The sequence below is a fragment of the Paraburkholderia sp. 35.1 genome, from assembly GCF_050436525.1.
GTDB classification, from domain to species: domain Bacteria; phylum Pseudomonadota; class Gammaproteobacteria; order Burkholderiales; family Burkholderiaceae; genus Paraburkholderia; species Paraburkholderia tuberum.
The window spans coordinates 208,056-227,503 of record NZ_JBNDMJ010000001.1 but is presented as its reverse complement, the minus strand read 5'-3'; the positions used below and the strand labels follow the sequence as shown (position 1 = coordinate 227,503).

18 protein-coding genes and 5 pseudogenes are annotated in these 19,448 nt (G+C 58.8%); 11 read left to right on the top strand and 12 right to left on the bottom strand.

Features of this window, described 5'->3' with window-relative positions:
- Positions 1 to 24: 24 nt before the first annotated feature.
- The 4 genes and pseudogenes from dctP (at position 25) to OKW27_RS01230 (ending at position 4,113) form a co-directional block, all read left to right on the top strand.
- Positions 25 to 1,086, top strand: coding sequence for a TRAP transporter substrate-binding protein DctP (gene dctP, locus OKW27_RS01245; RefSeq protein ID WP_429332274.1), 1,062 nt, complete (start codon positions 25 to 27; stop codon positions 1,084 to 1,086).
- 89 nt (positions 1,087 to 1,175) lie between these two features.
- Entirely contained in the window at positions 1,176 to 2,531 is a 1,356-nt protein-coding gene (locus OKW27_RS01240; RefSeq protein WP_429332273.1) for an MFS transporter, read from the top strand.
- Between the two features lie 268 nt (positions 2,532 to 2,799).
- Positions 2,800 to 3,076 (top strand): annotated as a pseudogene (locus tag OKW27_RS01235) (IS66 family transposase); the annotation flags it as partial.
- A gap of 773 nt (positions 3,077 to 3,849) precedes the next feature.
- Positions 3,850 to 4,113, top strand: a complete 264-nt coding sequence (locus OKW27_RS01230; RefSeq protein WP_184062786.1) for a DUF4148 domain-containing protein — start codon at positions 3,850 to 3,852, stop codon at positions 4,111 to 4,113.
- A 1,005-nt stretch (positions 4,114 to 5,118) separates the two neighbouring features.
- On the opposite strand, the gene OKW27_RS01225 is transcribed toward OKW27_RS01230, so the two are convergent.
- Entirely contained in the window at positions 5,119 to 6,231 is a 1,113-nt protein-coding gene (locus OKW27_RS01225; RefSeq protein WP_429332272.1) for a porin, read from the bottom strand.
- A 372-nt stretch (positions 6,232 to 6,603) separates the two neighbouring features.
- Between OKW27_RS01225 and OKW27_RS01220 the strand changes: the two genes are divergently transcribed.
- Both OKW27_RS01220 and OKW27_RS01215 read left to right on the top strand, forming a co-directional pair.
- Positions 6,604 to 7,134: a hypothetical protein gene (locus OKW27_RS01220; RefSeq protein ID WP_429332271.1), complete on the top strand. Its 531-nt coding sequence runs from the start codon at positions 6,604 to 6,606 to the stop codon at positions 7,132 to 7,134.
- A gap of 31 nt (positions 7,135 to 7,165) precedes the next feature.
- A complete protein-coding gene (locus OKW27_RS01215) occupies positions 7,166 to 7,687 on the top strand; it encodes a DoxX family membrane protein (protein WP_429332270.1) in 522 nt (173 codons plus the stop codon).
- Between the two features lie 121 nt (positions 7,688 to 7,808).
- On the opposite strand, the pseudogene OKW27_RS01210 reads toward OKW27_RS01215, so the two are convergent.
- Together OKW27_RS01210 and OKW27_RS01205 are read right to left on the bottom strand one after the other, a co-directional pair.
- Positions 7,809 to 8,225, bottom strand: a pseudogene (locus tag OKW27_RS01210) (integrase core domain-containing protein); the annotation flags it as partial.
- Between the two features lie 92 nt (positions 8,226 to 8,317).
- Positions 8,318 to 8,761 carry a transposase gene (locus tag OKW27_RS01205; RefSeq protein WP_429332269.1) on the bottom strand — a complete coding sequence of 148 codons (444 nt, stop codon included), beginning with the start codon at positions 8,759 to 8,761 and terminating at the stop codon, positions 8,318 to 8,320.
- Between the two features lie 352 nt (positions 8,762 to 9,113).
- Here OKW27_RS01205 and OKW27_RS01200 point away from each other — a divergent pair, with 352 nt between their 5' ends.
- On the top strand, positions 9,114 to 9,323 hold the full coding sequence (locus tag OKW27_RS01200; RefSeq protein ID WP_184062782.1) for a hypothetical protein: 210 nt from the start codon (positions 9,114 to 9,116) through the stop codon (positions 9,321 to 9,323).
- 106 nt (positions 9,324 to 9,429) lie between these two features.
- Here OKW27_RS01200 and OKW27_RS01195 read toward each other — a convergent pair.
- Both OKW27_RS01195 and OKW27_RS01190 read right to left on the bottom strand, forming a co-directional pair.
- Positions 9,430 to 9,567, bottom strand: a pseudogene (locus tag OKW27_RS01195) (transposase domain-containing protein); the annotation flags it as partial.
- Between the two features lie 113 nt (positions 9,568 to 9,680).
- Positions 9,681 to 10,439, bottom strand: a pseudogene (locus tag OKW27_RS01190) (transposase); the annotation flags it as partial.
- Between the two features lie 55 nt (positions 10,440 to 10,494).
- Between OKW27_RS01190 and OKW27_RS01185 the strand changes: the two are divergent.
- From OKW27_RS01185 to OKW27_RS01175, 3 genes are read left to right on the top strand one after another with little or no spacing between them, the layout of a single operon-like run.
- The gene (locus OKW27_RS01185) at positions 10,495 to 10,812 is read left to right on the top strand and encodes a transposase (protein ID WP_429332140.1); all 318 of its coding nucleotides are present in this window, start codon (positions 10,495 to 10,497) and stop codon (positions 10,810 to 10,812) included.
- A complete protein-coding gene (locus tag OKW27_RS01180; RefSeq protein WP_429332268.1) occupies positions 10,809 to 11,414 on the top strand; it encodes an IS3 family transposase in 606 nt (201 codons plus the stop codon). The genes OKW27_RS01185 and OKW27_RS01180 overlap by 4 nt, the downstream gene beginning before the upstream one ends.
- 15 nt (positions 11,415 to 11,429) lie before the next feature.
- Positions 11,430 to 12,803, top strand: a complete 1,374-nt coding sequence (locus tag OKW27_RS01175; protein WP_167368848.1) for an IS30 family transposase — start codon at positions 11,430 to 11,432, stop codon at positions 12,801 to 12,803.
- A 132-nt stretch (positions 12,804 to 12,935) separates the two neighbouring features.
- On the opposite strand, the gene OKW27_RS01170 is transcribed toward OKW27_RS01175, so the two are convergent.
- From OKW27_RS01170 to OKW27_RS01155, 4 genes are all read right to left on the bottom strand, one after another.
- Positions 12,936 to 15,017, bottom strand: a complete 2,082-nt coding sequence (locus OKW27_RS01170) for a recombinase family protein (RefSeq protein ID WP_429332267.1) — start codon at positions 15,015 to 15,017, stop codon at positions 12,936 to 12,938.
- Entirely contained in the window at positions 15,014 to 15,310 is a 297-nt protein-coding gene (locus OKW27_RS01165; RefSeq protein ID WP_176079011.1) for a hypothetical protein, read from the bottom strand. Before OKW27_RS01165 ends, OKW27_RS01170 begins: the two co-directional genes overlap by 4 nt.
- An 11-nt stretch (positions 15,311 to 15,321) precedes the next feature.
- On the bottom strand, positions 15,322 to 15,783 hold the full coding sequence (locus OKW27_RS01160; RefSeq protein WP_090812729.1) for a helix-turn-helix domain-containing protein: 462 nt from the start codon (positions 15,781 to 15,783) through the stop codon (positions 15,322 to 15,324).
- A gap of 207 nt (positions 15,784 to 15,990) precedes the next feature.
- A complete protein-coding gene (locus OKW27_RS01155) occupies positions 15,991 to 16,260 on the bottom strand; it encodes a DUF5372 family protein (RefSeq protein WP_090812730.1) in 270 nt (89 codons plus the stop codon).
- 29 nt (positions 16,261 to 16,289) lie between these two features.
- Between OKW27_RS01155 and OKW27_RS01150 the strand changes: the two genes are divergently transcribed.
- Positions 16,290 to 16,595, top strand: coding sequence for an IS3 family transposase (locus OKW27_RS01150; RefSeq protein ID WP_429332821.1), 306 nt, complete (start codon positions 16,290 to 16,292; stop codon positions 16,593 to 16,595).
- A 51-nt stretch (positions 16,596 to 16,646) separates the two neighbouring features.
- Here the strand turns inward: OKW27_RS01150 and OKW27_RS01145 are convergent.
- From OKW27_RS01145 to hmgA, 3 genes and pseudogenes are all read right to left on the bottom strand, one after another.
- Positions 16,647 to 16,793, bottom strand: a pseudogene (locus tag OKW27_RS01145) (maleylacetoacetate isomerase); the annotation flags it as partial.
- Between the two features lie 13 nt (positions 16,794 to 16,806).
- On the bottom strand, positions 16,807 to 18,075 hold the full coding sequence (gene fahA / locus OKW27_RS01140) for a fumarylacetoacetase (RefSeq protein WP_429332266.1): 1,269 nt from the start codon (positions 18,073 to 18,075) through the stop codon (positions 16,807 to 16,809).
- Positions 18,076 to 18,095: 20 nt separating this feature from the next.
- Positions 18,096 to 19,391: a homogentisate 1,2-dioxygenase gene (gene hmgA / locus OKW27_RS01135; RefSeq protein ID WP_429332265.1), complete on the bottom strand. Its 1,296-nt coding sequence runs from the start codon at positions 19,389 to 19,391 to the stop codon at positions 18,096 to 18,098.
- Positions 19,392 to 19,448 lie beyond the last annotated feature (57 nt).

Below are 19,448 nucleotides of genomic sequence, written 5' to 3'. Positions count from 1 at the left end.
ACCGTCTTGAAGGACGCTGGAAACATGACGAAGCGATTTACACGTTTCAAGTCGATATGGTCGATAAATCATATTTGCAATCACATTACCGGGGCGCTGCTCGGAACGCTTTTGATTGCACAGCCGATATGGGTACATGCACAGCGGCTGCAAACGCTTACGATCATGGATTATCGGTCGCCCCTGAATTCGGATCAACCGACAGTGCGCGGCATGATCCGGTTCGCGGAACTCGTCAACGAAGAGTCCAACGGACGCCTGGCAGTGACAGTAAGTCGAGCGACGGTTCCTGGATCGCCCGAAGACCAGATCAAGGCGTTGCAAAAGGGGGGACCTGGTGCTCCCGATATGATGCTGCTGGTTACGCCGGCGCTGCGTCATCTCGAACGCGAATTCGAAATCATGGACCTTCCGTTCGTGGTCAACAGCGATCGCCAGGCGCATGAACTGCTGGACGGTCCCTTTGGCCGGGAATTGCTGTCGCGTCTCCAAGGCCATGGACTGACGGGTCTCGCTTGGTGGGAAAACGGATTCCGGCAGATCACGACGTCGGGGCGGCCGTTCAAACACGCTAATGATCTGACTGACCGTCCGGTTCGTGTGATTCCGGAACCGGCGTTTGTGGAGACGTTTAAGGCCTTAGGTGCCAAGGTCGTTGGTCTTCCGTATCCCGATCTATATCCGGCTCTGAAGTCGGGACGAGTGGAGGCCGAAGACAACTTTTACTCCCAAATCGTGGTTGGCCATCTGTATGATGTTCAGTCGAGCGTGACGGTGACGAATCATTCCTATAGCGCGATTGCAGTCGTTGCTAACTCCGCAATATGGCAAAAGTTGTCGGTTGGGGACCGGAATGTTCTGCAACACGCAGCGGTGGAAGCAGGGCGCTATGAACGCGACCTGATTCGAGAACAGGCCGAGGCAGATAGAGCCACACTTGCAGATCATGGAATGATCGTTCAGAGCCTCTCGCCAAAGGAAATTGCAAGGATGGAATCTATGACGGAGTCCGTCAGAGAGCAATTCTTCCGGAACTACGATCCCATAATTCTCGATACCTACCGGCGTCAGATAGCAAAGCGTTAGATAATTCGGTGAGTGACGAAAATATAATCCTCGGGGCAAAGCAGGACGCCAAAGCGGCGTCGCCCTCTCGGCAGACGCGACTGATTCCTATGATCGTCGCTGTGCCGATGTTTTTGCAGGCAATCGATACGTCGATATTGGGCACGGCACTTCAATCGATTGCTACGTCGTTGAACGTCGAGATACTTCACCTCAACTTCGCCATCACCGCGTATCTTTTAAGTTTGGCGCTGTTTCTGCCCGCGAGCGGTTGGCTCACGGATCGCTTCGGTACCCGCCGTGTCTTCTGTTCGGCAGTTGCGATATTCTCGGTAGCGTCGGCACTGTGCGGAGCCGCAACTTCTATCACTCAAATAGTTCTGTTCCGGGTATTGCAGGGCCTTGGCGGCGCAATGATGGTGCCAGTCGGCCGGTTGATTCTCTTGCGCAGCATTCCGCCTGCACATTTGGTAATGGCGATGGTCTGGTTTACCGTGCCTGGGACCATCGGTCGTGTCTTGGGACCGCTCCTCGGAGGCTTCATCGTCACGGTGGCGTCATGGCGCTGGATATTCCTGCTCAACATCCCTTTCGGCGTGCTGGGGATCTTGTTGTCACTAAAGTTTGTGCCGGATTCGCGATCAGAAAAAAGGGAACCGTTTGATGTCACCGGCTTTGTTTTGATGGCGATCGGACTTTCTGGAGTGGTCTGCGGCCTGGAAACTATCGGGCACAATTTTGTTTCACTGAGCGCTACAATTTTTGTTACAAGCATTGGCATCGTGGCATCAATCGCCTATTGGATCTATAGTCGAGATCGTGCTGACGTGATCATTCCGCCCAGCCTATTCCGATATAAAGCATTCAGTATCACAAATATCGGCGGTATGCCATTAAGAATAGCGGTCGGATCGTCTCCGATTTTCGTTCCGCTGCTTTTGCAAGTCGGTTTGGAATTCACGCCTATTCAGGCCGGATTGACGAGTGCCTGGCTTTCGGTTGGAGCCTTTGGGATTCGGCCAATTATGCGACGGGCGATTAATAGATTCGGATTCAAACCTCTTATGATTGCAGCGACGGTACTGTCAGGTGCCGCATTTGCTGCTTATGGTTTGTTTTCGCCCGGAACGTCGATTTATTTCATGTGCGCCGTGCTCTTCGCGGCTGGCATCTTCAATTCGCTTGGAATGATCACGATGAATACGGTCGGATATTCCGGCGTCCCGAAGGCCATCATGAGCAAGGCAACAGCACTTTCAACTATGATGCAGCAGACGTCGATGAGTATTGGTGTCGCACTATGCGCTTCCTGCTTGACGTTTAGTGCGCGGGCTCACGGGCATAGTGCGGAGCATTTGACGATGAGCGATTTTCCGATGATGTTCTTTATCGTCGGGGCGTTGAGTTGTCTGTCAATGCCTGCGTTCCTCCGTCTTCCGAACGATGAAGGTGCCGAGCTGCGGTAAGTGACCTCGGTTAAAACGATGAGCGCCGGATGCGCACCCGCAGTCAGCGACAATTTCGGGCGGAGTTTAGGCTAGCCATTATGATGGCCACGATCGCGATGTGCGCTTCGCATGCTTCACATTCGGCCCGATCTGCTTGTCGACTAGACTTTGCGGACGATACCGTCGGGCCTAACCGTTAAGAGAAAAAGCCCAGGCACTGAACTGAGCCCGGAGAACCGGATGGTGCAAGGAGGCGGAATACCGAAGGGCTGGGCGCTACACCGGAGGCGAGCTGTATGCAATTGAGCCCGCGATCCGCGGCAAGCCACGGACGTGCGAAGACGTGTCTGTCAGGAGCAGGCGCGTCCGCTACTCGACGCCCTCGAGACCTGGCTGCGCTCGACATTGAGTCATATTTCGCAGAAAGGGCGATACCGACAAAGCCATCAACTACGCGCTCAACCAGTGGCCCGCGCTTACAATGTACGTCGACGAGGGGGATAGTCGAGATCGACAACCATGCCGCTGAACGCGCCCTGAGAGCGGTAGAGCAGGAAAGGAAAGGCGGATTCAACCGGTCGTCGCAATCTTTGATCATGTTGGTGTTTATGGGGCGACCAGCGGGATGGATGCATAAGCTGACCCGGTGAGGGGCGATGCGCTCGTCAGGTGCACCGTCGCGTCGGCGTGAGATCGAGCGGCGACTCTGGAAGCAAATCGCAATAGACATTACAAACGCGAAAGCAGAAGATCTGTTTTCACGGATTCAGTTTGACCTCGTTCGCCTTTCCGAATTGCAGGGGGGATGAACGGTGCGGATCATCTCGCTGACGGTCATCGAGAAGCAGTATTGCCGGAATGCGAAACTGGCGAAGCAGATTTCAAGCGTCCCGACGTTTTCCATAACGTCGCATGTCGTGAAGAAGCGACGACGGTGCCCGACATCCACTCCGCCGCACTGAAGACGCGACGCGGGCTTCCCGCCCTTCACGTCCCTTTGTGATGGACGGCAGCCAGAAGATTGCGCCGCGTATTCCTTTGACAATTGCGGCGTGGCTCGATGCTAGGCGATCCATCAAACACCTCGGGCCGGCCATGGCCGCAAGGTCCAAATTCACGCCTGGACGCAGGACTGCGGCGAAGCCGGCGGTCTGTCGAAGCTTGCTTCGGCGGCGCAGGAAGTAGGGCACCACGTCGGCGCGCCGCTTGCTGGAACCACATTTCGAGGGTCTCGCCGGTACACATCAGGCAGAATGAATGTTGTTTCGATCTGCCTTTTTTTTGTCAAGACAGCGCCTATACTCTCAGGGATATCCCCGATAAAAAAGGCCTTGCCATGACCTCTCTTCCGCGTATTGCGCTCGGCGCCCTTGCCGCAGCGTGCTGCTTTGCGTCCGTTGCGGCGCTCGCCCAACCGTACGATTCCACAGCGCCGCTGACGCGCGCCCAGGTGCGCGCCGAGGTGATCGAATGGCAGCGGGCGGGCTACGATCAGTCCGACGATTGGTCCCACTACCCTGAAAGCGCGTTACGCGCAGGCGCGATCGTCGCACAACGGCGTGCAGAGACTGCCACTCCTGCGGGTGGCGCGCGCCATTGACCGCGGCGATCCTCGACTGGAAAGACCGCTCGCGTGAACCGCGCCCGTATAGTTGGATATTGATCCGACCTTTGGATGCAAAGTACAACGAGCAGTTTCGGCGGCAGATAGTTCAGTGGTATCTGGAGCCGGGCGCGAGCACACGAACGTCGGCCGCGCGTTATGGCATGGGTGGCAGGGCGATCCGACCCGGGGGCGAGCTACCGGGAACATCGCCTGGCCGGCCAGTGCACTAAGGTCATTGGCCACGATGCCCGGTTTAGGCCGTCGGTGCTTTGCCTGCAGCAGCGCATCGAGCCTTTTCAGGGACGCTACTCTGGGGATGAGCGTCCCGTACGTGGACCTCAGAGTCGAGCTCCGGAGCGTCTATGATCATCACGGGCGCGTTACGGCGATGTGCATGTCATGGAGGCGATCCGGCAGGCTGGACAGTTGATCAAGTACCGCGCCGGTGGCCCGTCCAGAAGTGGGTTCCGATGTAGCAGGCTTTAACGTCGACGGGCCGAAGCTTCTATGTGTCGCCGGTGATGGATTCATACAACGGAGAAATCGTTGCTTCCGGATGGATCAGCGACTCAGCTACGAACTGGCCAGCGGAGGTTGAAGAACGCACAGACCGCACTCCCACGCAAGGAGTGGCCACTGCAGCGTTCAGACCAGTGCTGACACCGCTGCACGTCAGCCTATCGTCAACTGCAGGACCGCCGCAGCCACGTGCAAAGCATGTCCCGCAAGGGCGATTGCCTCGATAAGGCGGTCATGGAAAGCCTCTTCGGCGCGCTCAGTCTGAATCCGCCGGGCTCGAACGTTTTGCGTGCGCCGGTCAATTGCACGCGCGCTGGATAGATACATCCACTACAACAACCACGAACGCGTCAGGAAAAACTAATGGCCTAAGTCCTATTCAGAAAAGGACTCAGGCCTTGATGGCCCGCCAGATTTTAACTGTCCGACTTCGCGGGGTCAGTTCGTTCGGCGGGTTTTCAATTGCAACAGCAACTACGCTCAGAAGCGCGTCGACATGCCCAGACCGATAGCCGTCACATTCGAGTGCTGACCGGTAGTAGCCAAGCCCCCCGGGGGGTAAATCGACTGACTTGCGATACCGCTATTCCAGAGCTTCTTGACGAAGCCATAGAACATAGTGGATTTCGAAACCGAGTAGGTGTAGCCGATAGCAGCGGAACGGATGAACCAGTCTCCGACTTTAACCGGCGTCGTGATTTGTGTGCCGCTCGCAGTGAGATTCTGGTCGCTCAGCTCGCCATACGAGACGCGGACCGTGCCGAAAGGGCTGGTCGGGACCGTGAAGCCAACCTGCCACCCCTTGTCAACGAAGCCTGGATCGTTGGTACGGATTTGGCCCGAGGCATACAATTCCATGAAATTCAGGTTGTAGCGGATGCCAAGGACATTTTCGTACGTATTGCGAGCCACGGCAGCTTGGTTCTGAAGGCTATGGCCGAAACCGTATTCCGTGATCAGGGGGCCGTTTTCATACCGCAGCGTCGCGAGCTCGAAGTGCCGCTGGTAGGCTTGAGCCGTCAGTGGATCGGAGGGATCACCCCAAGAATAGGTTAGCGTGCCGGTCAAGCCGCGAAATGTCGGGCTCGTGTACTGAATCGTATTGTCCGACCGTGCCGGGTCTTGCAGCATGTTGAACAGCCACGGACGCGGATTCTCACCGCCGATCGAACCCAGCGGGGATCCCGGCGCGAGCAGGATCGGGTCGAACGTGCCACCCCAATCGTAACCCATCGTCTGGAGGCGACCGGCGATCAACTCGCCGTACTGTGCGCTATGCAGGCCGACAAACGCACGACGACCGAACAGACGGCCGCTTTGGCCTGAGGTGCCGTTGTTGATATTGAAGCCACTTTCGAGGGTGAAGATTGCCGATAGACCGTTACCGAGATCTTCCTGGCCCCTCAAGCCCCAGCGCGAACCACCTGCACCACCGCTGTTCATGCTGATGACGTGCTGCCCATTGGAGTTGGCAAAATAACCCATGAACACATCGGCCACGCCATACAGTGTGACACTGCTCTGCTGCGCTTGAACCATCATCGGCGCGAATGCTGCTGCGGCAATTGCGCCGCAGGTAATAAGTTTACGCACTGGAGCCTCCAAAAATTTGATATTGGTCGTAGGGCGGGCTGCCGACCCACCGTGACACGCCGAGATATGGGGTGTACGAATTCAAAATGATATTCTTTGTTGCATAAGTTGTGTGGAAAAACACAAAAATGTTGCTTAAGGGTATCCACTAGATGACAGTCGCGTGATCCATTTGGCATGACTTTGTTACTTAGCGATCCAAAGTAATGTGCAATAGGGATCATTTCTTAGGGTCGTAAGTCAAAATCGGGTTTTCCCCACGTTTACAAGGCTTCTTGTTTGCCTATAGCATTAGATATGCTAAATTGAATACAAAACGCGGACCGGGGCAGCGGGCCCAAGGTTCCTATTGCAATGTGCCAAGGAGAAAGGATGTCAAACATTCAGGGTGGTCTTTCGTCGCCCGAGTTCATCGCGCAAGCAGATGGATGGCTCGATAGTTGGACGGGACGTGTAGCAGCAATGCTTGTCGGATTCATTTTCGTCGGCTGGATTGCGCACGATCTCCATTCGGATCCCCGTTGGAAGTGGCACGCAGGCACCGGCAAACTTCCCCATGAGGTCGTTCACGAATTTATGGACATGGCCTATGCGCAGGGCCATGGGAGCGAGGCCTACAAGGAATACTTCTCGGCTAAAGCGATCGATACCGCGCCCCAGACCGACGATCACCAGGATGGCGAGCCGATCCCCGATCACGTGAAGAAGGTTATCGTTGAAGGCTTTGACGTCGCTGTCTACCACACGATTGGCGCCGCGCGCGGTCAGGCCGCACAAGACGTCGTTGATGTATTCGAGCTCGACGGGTCGGGCTGGATCATTCGACGTGATCGTCTCACGGCTCCGGTGCAAGAACAGGCGGCGAACACTGAGGTTGCCGCGCAAAAGCAGGCCTCCAAATAAGCGGGTCGTAAACAAAACGGTGAAAGCATATATGTCTAACGATGATCATAGGACGACGGCTCAACTCGTCGGCAAAGTCATTCTGACCTTCTGTCGCCTGTATCTCGGCGGTTGGATGGTGGTGAGCGGCACCAGCTATTGGCGCACCGTACTCGGGATGGGACCAATCTTTCCGCAGCCGTTCGGCACGCTCCATGCGTCGAATGAATTGCTTGTCACGATGGTTCACACGCACTTCTTCCACATCGTGAAGACGCTTGAGATCTTGGGCGGCCTGTCTCTCGTGCTTGGCCTCTTCGTGCCGATCGGCCTACTGGTCCTGCTGCCGGTGTCGTTTGTGGTCTGGTACAACGCAATCATCCTGAACCATCGTTTCGATAAGATGTTCACGCCATACATGGGTGTCGGGTGTCTCTACATCAACCTGGTGCTGTTGGTCTGGTATATCCGCTACTACCTTCCGATGATGACGTTCAAGACGACGATTGGCCGCATCAGCGACTGGAAGAAGTTGTCCAAAATTTTCAAACCAGATGCTGCTGATCTGGTCTGAATTCGGATTTTGAAGTGAGGGATTTAGCTACGCTGCTTCGGCAACGTAGCTCTTTTTTGTGTAAGTATCTCGCGATATTCCCGAACAAACGCGGCGCGCGTCAAGCAAGTTGTCGCCTCACTCATGCAGCCAGAGGCTGTTTATTTGCGCTGATCGACGCCATCTCGACGACTGAGTCGCGTTCGGGGTTAAGCGTCACGGCACCAACCGGTGTCCAGTTGCGCGTGTGAAGCGACCAGCGGGCCGGATTGCACGCGCGCGCCTTCGCGTACAGTGCGTGACGTGCCACGAGAAGCGCACGATCGTCGCCGGCATGACGCTGCGCAGGCGTCACGTAGCGGATGCCGCTATGACGATGCTCGAAGTTGTACCACTGCACGAAGCCGGCAGCCCAGGTGCGAGCAGCGTTCAGGTCCTCGAAGCCTGTGACCGGAAACTCCGGCCGGTACTTCGCGGTTCGGAACAGCGCCTCGGCGTAGGCGTTGTCGTCGCTGACACGGGGGCGCGAGTACGACGGCTTGACACCCAGCCAGTGCAGCATGGCCACCTCGCAGGCCAGGCGCAACCGTGCGCCAGCCAGTCTTGCCGAATCGATTTCCCGGGCCAGGAGCTGGCGATCTTCGAGGCCGATCATTCGTCCTCGCCCTTGTCCGTGTTGAAGATCGCCCCGAGTTTTTTTGAAAGAACCAGCAATGCGGCTGCCTCGGCCAGTGCTTTCTCCTTGCGCCGCAGTTCGCGTTCCAGTTCCTTGATGCGACGCTGGTCCTGCTTCGTTTGCTGTGGACTCGCACGGGCCTCTTCGGGCTCGGCCAGCGCCTGCGTGGCCGCTTGCCGCCACTGCGCCAGTTCCTGCGGATACACGCCATGCTCGCGGCACCATGCATTGCGGGCCGTCTCGTCCATCGCTGCCGTGCTCAACACCGCTTCGAAACGCGCGGCCGCTGTCCATGCCCGCTCGCGAGCGGGCATGGACAGCGCATCACTGCGCCAGCGCTCCAGCGTCTGCGCGCCCACACCGATCTCTCGCGCAACCTCTTCCACTGATGCGCTCTCCGGCGGCAGCAACCGCGCCACCGCTCTGTCCTTGAATGTCTTTCCGTAACGCGCCAACTTGTTCTCTCTTTATCGCCCCCAGATTCCAATTTTATCCAGGCGACAACCATTGTGACGCGGGGGGAACGACAAAAAGGTTACTATGTCTTAAATCGGTTTGTCATTCAGCCGAGTTTGTAGCGACATTCGGGGTGCATTATTTGCCATGCTGTTGATCGTGCAATAACGAAGTTCGCATTCAAGCCGATCATGGTCCTGTCCGCGTCTGTGCAGGCGATATCGGCGCAGCGTCGGGACTTGGGCGACTTCGCGCGATTGCAGGCATTTCTTCAAGTGTCTGACGAAGAGGGCGCACTCAGTTACGGTAAATGATATGAGCTATTCTTTTAAATCACAGTCCAACACACATCCCGGTTCAAATGACTACGGTCAAGACCTTGCAAATCACTTCGGTGGTTTCGACCTGGAATTTTACGACCGGCGCGTGGCCCATCAAGAAACCGAACTGCAGGAGACGCCGCGAGGTGAAGCGCGAGAAATCGAACAGGGCGTAAAGTTCACGCTCGCGCGTGATCAATGGTAAGCGCGCGATTTAGCACACCGAGTTCATAGGGAAATACGGAAGGCGACATGCAATACGGCAGCGCATCGATCGGCAAGGCGCTTCGAATGCGTCGGCCAGATCAAGCTCAACGAGCGGCTGCGGTGAGCTTTGCGTAGTTGAACGGCAGGAGGTCAGTCACGTCGGCATGCGGTTCGCGCTGCGGTAGTTCGGTGAGTACGTGCACGAAGTAGGCGTAGGGTTCGACGTTGCAGGCTTGGCATGTCGAATCTACTCAACGCTCAAGCCCTGCAAAATGTGCCGTGCCGCGATCGAGCATTTCTCCACGGAAAATAGCTTTCTGACCTACGGCGCGTGTCAAGGTACTTGTCGCCTCAGTCATGCAGCCAAAGGCTGTTTAAGTGTGGCATGCGAAGCCATCGTGACGACTGACTCGCGCTCCGGATTGAGAGTGACGGCGCCGATCGGCGTCCAGTCTCGCGTGCAGCCTGACCAGCGTGCGGGGTTGCGTTCCCGCGCCTGGACATATACCTCGTGACGCGCCGCGAGGATCACGTGATCGTCGCCGTCATGGCGCTGCGCCGGGCTGACGTAGCGGATGCTGCTGTGGCGGTGGTCGAAGTTGTACCAATGCACGAACTCGCTCGCCCAGTCGCGTGCAGCATTGAGATCGGTGAAGCCCGTGTTGGGGAACTCCGGGCGGTACTTGGCCGTGCGGAACAGTGCCTCGGCATAGGCGTTGTCGTCACTGACGCGTGGGCGCGAGTACGATGGCTTCACGCCAAGCCAGTGAAGCATGGCCAGCACGGTCGTGGCCTTGAGCGTGGAGCCGTTGTCTCCGTGCAGCACCGGCTTGTCTGCCAGAGTGGCGATGCCCTCGGCCAGCGCTGTGCGCCGCACCAGATGGGCAGCATGGCTGGCATCGTCGCGCTCGTGTACCTCCCATCCCACGATTTTGCGGCTGTACAGGTCGAGGATCAGGTACAGGTAAAACCATTGACCGGCAACCTCGGCGGGCAAATACGTCATATCCCAGCACCAGACTTCCCGTGGTGCGCAAGCGATGTGCGTGGTCGGCGGCCGGCCAGCCTTGGGCGCTTTCGCCCGGCCCCGATGTGCGGTTTGTCCGTGCTCGCGCTGAAGTTGACCCAGAAAAACGCACATCTATCCTTTGGAGAAGGAGGTGCCGATTATGGGCAAGCATCGTACCCCGTACCCGGCGGAATTTCGGGCGCAAATGGTCGGGCTGGTGAAGGCCGGGCGCAGGCCGGAGGAACTGGAAAAGGAGTTCGAGCCGACTGCACAGACCATCTACAACTGGGTGGCGCAGGCTGATCGCGACACAGGTGTGCGGCATGACGGTCTGACCACAGCCGAACGCCAGGAGCTCACACGGTTGCGTCGCGAAGTCCGGCAACTGAAGATGGAGCGCGACATACTCTCTCACGCGGCAGCCTGGTTCGCGAGGGAGACGGGATCCATTCCACCGAAGGGCGGTACGGATTCATGAAAGCGAACCGGGCCCGCTGGCCCATCGCGATGATGGCACGGCTGCTCGGCGTCTCGACGAGCGGCTATTACACATGGCTGGTGCGGGAGCCCGCGATGCGCACGCGTAGCGATGCGCAACTGCTCGCGCATATCCGCACGCTCCATGCAAGCTCGCGCGGCACGTATGGGGCACCGCGTATTCATGCGCAACTCGCGCGCGAAGGCATACACGTGGGGCGCAAGCGGGTGGCGCGCCTGATGCGTATGGCGGGTCTGTGCGGGGCAAGCCGGCGGCGCTGGCCGCGCACCACACGGCCACGCGCAGGCGCCCGGCGTGCGCCTGATCTGGTGCGCCGGCACTTCAGTGCCGAGGCGACAAACGTGCTGTGGGTCGCAGACGCGACCTATGTACCCACGGGTGAAGGATTCCTCTATCTGGCGGTTGTGCTGGATGTATTCAGCCGTCGCATCATCGGCTGGGCGATGTCCAACCATCTGTACACCGAACTGATGCTACGCGCCCTGGACATGGCGTTGCAGCAACGACGCCATGAAGGTGTAATTCTACATTCCGATCAAGGCTCTCAAGGCGGATTCAACCGGTCGTTGCAACACCTTTGATCGAGGAGGTGTTGCATGGGACGAAGTGCAAAGCAGGTGTATCGGTTGACAGGGCGAGAAGCGATGTACTCGCCGGGTGCGCCATCACTTGGACATGTGATGGAGCGTCGGTATTGGCAACAGATCGCAACGGGCATTACAAGCGAGAAAGCAGCGGAGGCGGTAGGCGTATCTCAAGCGGTAGGCTCGCGCTGGTTCCGCTATCGTGGCGGCATGCCACTATTCATGTCGAAACCTATCGCTGGTCGATACTTGTCGTTCGCTGAGCGGGAAGATATAGCGTTGCTCTCGGTACAAGGTCTTGGGGTACGCGAAATTGCCCGGCGTCTTGGACGCAGTCCGTCAACCGTTTCGCGGGAACTCACACGCAATGCGGCAACCCGTGGTGGGTGCCTCGAGTATCGTGCTTCGGTCGCGCAGTGGAAGGCGGAACGGTTCGCCAAACGACCAAAGCCAGCGAAGCTGGCGACGAACGCACGGCTGCGCCAATACGTACAGGAGCGCCTTGAGGGCAAGGTACATGACGCTGATGGTCGTGAAATTGCGGGGCCCAGGCAGGCACCGTTCAAGGGGCGCAATAAACCACATCGCGGTGACCGAAAGTGGGTCAACGGCTGGTCACCTGAACAGATTGCCAATCGATTGCAAGCTGATTTCCCGGATGATGAATCTATGCGCATCTCTCACGAAGCCATTTATCAAGCGCTCTATATTCAAGGGCGCGGTGCGCTCAAGCGCGAGCTGGTGGGTTGCCTTCGCACCGGGCGCGCGTTGCGCGTTCCCCGAGCGAGAGCGCGTGCCAAGGCGTGGGCGCACGTCAGCGAGGAGGTGATGATTTCCAGCCGGCCTGCAGAGGTGCAAGATCGTGCTGTGCCAGGCCATTGGGAGGGCGACCTGATTATCGGCTTAAACCGATCAGCCATCGGGACGTTGGTGGAAAGATCAAGCCGCTTTACGATGCTCGTGCACTTACCTCGCGAGAAAGGCTATGGGCTAATTCCACGCACGAAAAACGGGCCTGCGCTGGCCGGCTACGGAGCTGTTACGATGGCCAACGCACTCAAGAAGACCGTGGCGGACTTGCCTGCTCAGTTGTGGCGATCATTGACCTGGGATCGTGGCAAGGAACTGTCCGATCACGCCCGCTTCACGATCGAGTCCGGCGTGAAGGTGTTCTTCGCTGACCCGCACAGCCCATGGCAGCGTGGTACGAACGAAAACACCAATGGCCTTCTACGACAATACTTTCCAAAGGGCACAGACCTGTCCCGGTGGAGTGCTCGCGAGATCCAGGCCGTTGCTAACACATTGAATACCAGGCCCCGGAAAACACTCGGCTGGAAGACGCCTGCGGAGGCCTTGGACGAATACCTAAAATCTGTTCAATAATCTAGTGTTGCGACGACCGGTTGAATCCGCCCAGTACACGTCCATTGCATTCGGGCGGCGCTGCCGCGAAGCTGGCGTGCAACCGTCGATGGGCACGGCCGGCGACGCGTACGACAAGGCTTGCGCTTCACACTACACCTCCTCGCGGCGATCAGAAACGACGTCGGGGTGGCGACGCCGGCAGGACAGCTTGACGCCCATCGCCTTTCTGGGCGCGTTATTGCCCGGTGGGTCGTACAGGCACTCGTTCTTGTCGCTGTAGGCGTGACCGCGGATGAGTCCGCGACGGTTCCATATCTTTACGCTCGTCGGCGTGACGTGCAGCGCGTCGGCCATCTCCTGCAGCGTCAGGAGACCCGCTTCGCGCAACCGGTCATAGCGTGGCTTCAGACAGTAGTTACGCTGCAGGCGCGCGACCATTTTTGCATTGAAGGGCCTACCCGTGCCCGACGGCGTACCACGTTCGTTCAGTATATTCGCGATCTGCAGGACAGTATGGTGATTGAGCAATGCGTCAATCTCCTCGATCACCGCGGCGGGGGTGATCCATCGTTGCCACGATTTCAGCGGCAACGGCAGCCTGAGGGTCCGGTGAGCGCCGCCCTTGAAGCGGATGTGTGCGGTAACCTGCTGGTCGCGGTTCAGGGTGACGTCTTCCAGAAGCAGCCTCATCATGCGTTTGCGTTCCCGGTCGGGCGTGGCGGGATCGCGCCATAGCCGGGGGAAGTTGGACGCCAGCGAGACGATGACGGCGCGCTGCTCGTCCGTCAGAATGCGCGCGTCCTGTTCGCGGCGACGCCGATAGTCCTCGTTAGCCTCAGTCAGCGCTCGAAGCTTATGGTTCCAGTCCGCTTCGAGTGAGTCAGCAACCAGCCGGTTCTCGGGGTCGACGCGCATGTAGCGACGCTGCGCCAGATCGGCTTCATACTGGGCACGCTCCACCTGCTTGTGACGCAGACGGTCGGCTTCTTCGATGCGGGACTGGAGTTCGTGCTGAACCGCCAGGCTCACCTCAATGGCAAGCGGATTGAGCGCTTCGACGAGCAGTTCGCCAATGGCCTCATCGATGGCCGCGCCGTGGATGCGCTGGCAGACCGGTTCGGCCTGTTCGATGCCTTCGCGCTGGCAGATGTACTCGGGACACAAGCCGCCCTGGCGGCTGTGATAACGGACCGTCATGCGGTTCCCGCATCGACCACAGACCACGAGTCCCTGAAGAAGTGCTGGACCCTCACGCGGCGCGCCACGGCGCCGGTCGGCTCCGATCACCTGTGCGCTCTCATGCAAACGCTTCTGGTTCTGCTCGTACTCTTCCCAGGACAGATAACCGGCATGGGCACCCAGAATCAGCGTATCCCACTGGTCTCGCGGGGCGCGAATCACACGCGTGCGTCCATCGACTGTCCTGCGCGTATGCGTGCGACCGTAGACGAACGCGCCGGCATACCTCGGGTTGTGCAGAATGCGCACCACCTGGCTGTGACCGAGACTGCCCCACAGCAGTTCGCCTTTGTGTGGACCTTTGCAGCACCGTCGCGGAAACGCCAGCTCGAGGTGATGCGCAGCGCGTGCGGTGGCCATCGCCGATCCCGTACCGCGGAAGGTGTCGAACAGCCACCTCAGACAGTGCTGGACCTGCTGGTCCGGATCGAGAACGACCGTGCCCGTGGCGTTATACACGAAGCCGACGGGCAGGCGCATCTGCAACTCACCGCGCCTCGCCTTGCTTAGGATTCCTCCTTGCAGTCGTGCGCGCAGCACATGCAATTCGGCCTCGCTCATGGTGCCCTTCAGCCCCAGTAACAGCCGGTCGTTGAAATGGGCAGGATCGTATACGCCATCCTCATCAAGGATCAAAGTGTCGGTGATTGCGCAGATCTCGAGTAACCGGTGCCAGTCGGTGGAGTTGCGCGCCAGGCGCGATACTTCCAGTCCAAGCACGATGCCGGCATGCCCCACGCCGACTTCGGCGACCAGGCGCTGGAAGCCTTCCCGGTCCGCCGACGAAGCGCCCGACTGGCCGAGGTCGCTATCGATCACAATAATGCGGTCCTCGGACCACCCCAGGGCGACGGCCCGTTGGCGCAGAGCGTATTGGCGCTTGGTGCTCTCGGTGTTCTCGAACACCTGGCGCAATGTGGATTGCCGGATATACAGATAGGCGTTGCGCTTCAGATGACTCGCCTGGACCTTCTGGTGAGGATCGCTCTTCATGCTGTTGCCTCCTGACGCCCATATAGAAGCATTGAAGCCAGAATCATCGTCGCCTCCTGATGCAGCTTGAAGGGGACGATCTCTGCCTCACCCGGCGGCGGCGGCTGCCGCCGTACAACCGTGGTCGCGCACTGCGCCCATGCCTGCATCCACGCTCTCATGCCGCTGCGCATCAACAGCACGAGGCCCTGACCGCGAGGAATCTCGCACGGCAGTCCAAGTGCCTGTTGTCTCAGATCTTCATAACGCGAGACCAGTCCGTCATTGCACAGCGCACGCTCCGGCAATGACACAGACGGTTTCGTTACGGTTTTTTTTGGCGCAGGAACTGCCGTTCGATACTGCGCGGATGAACCTGTACGCCGAAGTTCTGGTGCACCAGGCTGGCCAGTCGCTCCGCTCGCACAGCCGGCTCGGCAACCCGCGCCCGGTTCAAAAACTCCATCACCGCCGGTGTCAGTTTGTGGCCGCTGTGCGGGCCCGTCTTGTGGGGGATCAAACCGGCCAGACCCGCGTCCTCGAAGGCCGCCTGGGCCTGATAGACCGATGGCCGCGAGAAGCCGAACGCCTTGGCGGCTTCGCTGATGGACCACTTGTCGATGTGCACCGCGCGCAGCATCTCGTACTTGACCTGCAGCAGATCGTGCGGGTCGAAGAAGTCGCCGTCGCGAAACAGCGGATGAGTCACGGCATCGGAGCGCGGATTGAGGCTCGCCTGTTCCCGCAGCGCGCGGTGCTTGTCCTCTTTGCGTCGGTCTGTCGCCATGCACGAACTCCAAGGAAGGCGGGCAAGTCAGTGTAAATACAATTATGTACAAAACGTCAGGATATACAAGGCCGATTTATGAAATATCATCGATTTCATCCGGAAAGCAAAGCATTATCTCTGGCACAGCGGATCGTAATACAAGGCGACGTCAGGCGTAATTGCATTTACACATGCGGCGTATTTGGCTTTACAGTGCTTGCGTTGTCATGGCTCCAGCGTCGCGATCAAACGCCCCAGTTCAAGCAGTTCTTCCACACGAAACAAGGCGCGTCCGGCGGCGACCACGTTGAATGGGTCCTCGCCGACGACGCTCGTCCAGCTGGCGGGCAGCGCCCGCAGTCGGCCATTCGCGTCGTGAAACCAAACCCTGTCCTCATGCCAGTTCCGGGCGTGAAGGACCAGTTCGAATTCTTGCAAATGAAGGGGATGGTACGGATGAGTTACCTGAAAACGTCGGCTTTCAACGTCACTCACGGGCGCAGTTGTCTGCGAACTCCAACGCGATGTGCGAGTCATTCTTCGGCACGCTCGAAGCCGAACTGCTCTGTCGCGAACACTTCGCGACCCACGAACAGGCACGGTGGCGTCTGTTCTCGTTTCTCGAGAGCTGGTACAACATACGCCGCCTGCACAGCAGCATCGGCTACTGTTCGCCGCTCGAATTCGAAAACCTGCATGCGCAAGATCAAAGCTTATCGCCGCGCGGGTTGTCCACCGCCGGGCAGCGTCGTGGTCGTGACAGGCGACCTGCCGCCCGGCCGTGGACAACCCGCGATTCAACCTTATCGGGAGGTGCCACACCGCATTAGACTCAACTGCAAATCTATCCGTCGAACCGGGTCAACCTCACTGACTTTATCTCCACGAAGCAAGTGGACGGGCACTGTACGGTAATCGAGACCCTTCAGGTTGAGCGCAATGCGCACCCGGTACGCCGCAGAACCGCGGAAATATGTGTAAAGGACGCGATCTGAGACCGCAGCTTCCGGCTTGTTCGAAACTGTCATCGGTGGTTCCTTTTTAGGCCAGGACGGTGCCACGGACTTCGCCGAGTCCCATGCGAACCGCGCCGGGACGTTCGCACCATCCACGCAGAATCAGCGTGTCGCCGTCCTCCAGGAAGGTCCGCTGCTCGCCATTGGCCAGCACGACGGGCTGCCTGCCGCCCTCGGTCAATTCGAGTAGCGAGCCAGCCTCATTGGCGGCGGGGCCCGACAATGTACCGGAACCAAGCAGATCGCCGGGCTGGAGATTGCAGCCGTTGACCGTGTGGTGGGTCACCAGTTGTGCCGCTGTCCAGTAGGCCGCTGTGCCAGCGTTGCCCAGCGTCAAGCGCTGAGGTGGGAAGCCTGACCCGACCATGCGCTCCGTTAGGATCAACACCTCAAGTGTGACGTCGAATGCGCCTTCCTTGCGATTACAGGCGGCGTCGAGGTAAGGGAGCGGCTGCGGGTCACCGTCGGGACGCGTCAACGGCGCGCGGAAGGGTGCCAGTGCCTCGGTCGTGATTAACCACGGAGAGACGGTTGTCGCGAAGTTCTTGGCCAGGAACGGGCCGAGCGGCTGGTACTCCCACGCCTGGATGTCGCGCGCGGACCAGTCGTTGAGCAGTGTCACACCGAAAAGATGATTCTCCGCGTCTTCGATGGAGACGGGTTGCCCCAAATCGTTGCCGCGACCGACGAAGTAGCCAAGTTCGAGTTCGTAGTCCAGTCGTCGGCTGGGACCAAAGGTGGGTTGCGCGGCCTCCGGCGTTTTGGTTTGCCCACGCGGACGCCGAAACATCTGGCCGCTCACGCGAATGGATGAAGACCGACCGTGATAACCAATCGGCACCCATTTGTAATTCGGCATCAGCGGCTGGTCGGGCCTGAACAGCTTGCCGACAGACATGGCGTGGTGAATGCCCGTATAAAAATCTGTGTAGTCTCCGATTCGGCAAGGCGTTGCCATCTGCGCCGCGCTCTGGTTGATAAGCAGCGTCGACCATGCTTGTTGCTGCTCGCTGCCGTGCGCAAGGCCTCGGGAAATGGCGCGACGCAACTCCAGTCGAGTTGTTGAATCAAGTGCCATCAACGCGTTCATGTCCGGATCGTCGATCAGGCCTGTGCCCTGCAGATCTAAAATCTGGTCGCCAATGGCTACCCCAATCTTGAAGTCCTCGTCCGTGCCCATCGGTCGATAACGACCAAATGGAAGGTTCTGGATCGGAAAATCGCTCCCCGGTCGGTTTGCCTGTTCCACCCAACTTTTCAGAGCCGGGCTGTGCGTCTCGTCGATCAACGACATGTGATTTCTCCAACGTCCTATCAGGCTTGTGCCGGGTTGAAATGCTTCTTGAGGCCCTGCCAGCACCGGTAATACTCGCCTTGGAGCTGCGACGATTCGAGCGCATGGCGCGTCGGCCGGATGACGGCGGGCGTTTCGAACATGAACGCCAGCGTGTTCGTGATGTGATCAGGCCGGGTCGTGTCTGCGGTGCTCGCCCTGGCGAAGGTTTCGGCATCTGGGCCATGACCACTCATGCAGTTGTGAAGCGACGCACCGCCGGGCGCAAAACCTTCAGCCTTCGCGTCATACGCGCCATGAATCAGTCCCATGAACTCGCTTGCGAAATTTCGGTGGAACCATGGCGGACGGAATGTGTTTTCCATCGGCAACCAACGCGGCGGGAAAATGACAAAGTCGATCGAATCGACGCCGGGGTTATCAGTGGGGGACTGGAGCACCAGGAAAATCGAGGGGTCGGGATGGTCGAAGCTTATTGAACCAATCGTGTTGAAGCGCCGCAGGTCGTACTTGTACGGCGCATAGTTTCCGTGCCATGCGACGACGTCGAGCGGCGAGTGGTCGATCCGGGCGCGCCAGAGATTGCCTTCGAACTTCGCGATCAGTTCGAAGTCGCCTTCCCGGTCTTCATACGACGCGACCGGCGTCAGAAAATCACGCGGATTCGCCAGGCCGTTGGAGCCAATGACGCCAAGGTCGGGCAGCTTGAACAGCGCGCCATAGTTCTCGCACACGTAGCCGCGCGCCTCGCCATCGGGCAGTTCAACCCGGAAACGCACGCCTCGCGGGATGACGACGATCTCCTGCGGTTCGACGTCCAGCAGTCCCATTTCGGTTGCCACGCGCAGCCGTCCTTGTTGCGGCACGACAAGCAACTCACCGTCGGCGTTGTAGAAAAACCGGTCGGTCATGGAACAGTTCGCGGCATACAGGTGGATACCGCATCCTCGCCCTACATCGGGCGCACCGTTGCCCGCCATGGTTACAAGGCCCGCCACGAAATCGGTCGGTGCATCGGGCATCGGAAGGGGATCCCAGCGCAACTGATCCGGTGGCGTGGGTACTTCGTCGAAGCGGCTCAACAGGCGCGAGTTCTCGATATGCTGGAATGGCGAGTGCATGGCCGCTGGCCGGATCCGGTACAACCACGAACGCCGATTGTTATGACGCGGCGCCGTGAATGCAGTCCCTGAGAGTTGTTCTGCGTATAGGCCATAAGGCACGCGTTGCGGAGAGTTACGCCCCACGGGAAGGGCGCCCGGCAGCGCCTCGGTGGCAAACTCATTGGCGAAGCCGGTTTGATAATTGACGGTCATTGTTTCGCGTTCCTGCGAAGGATATGGGAAGCCAGAAAAAGTGCTACGAGGTGGGCT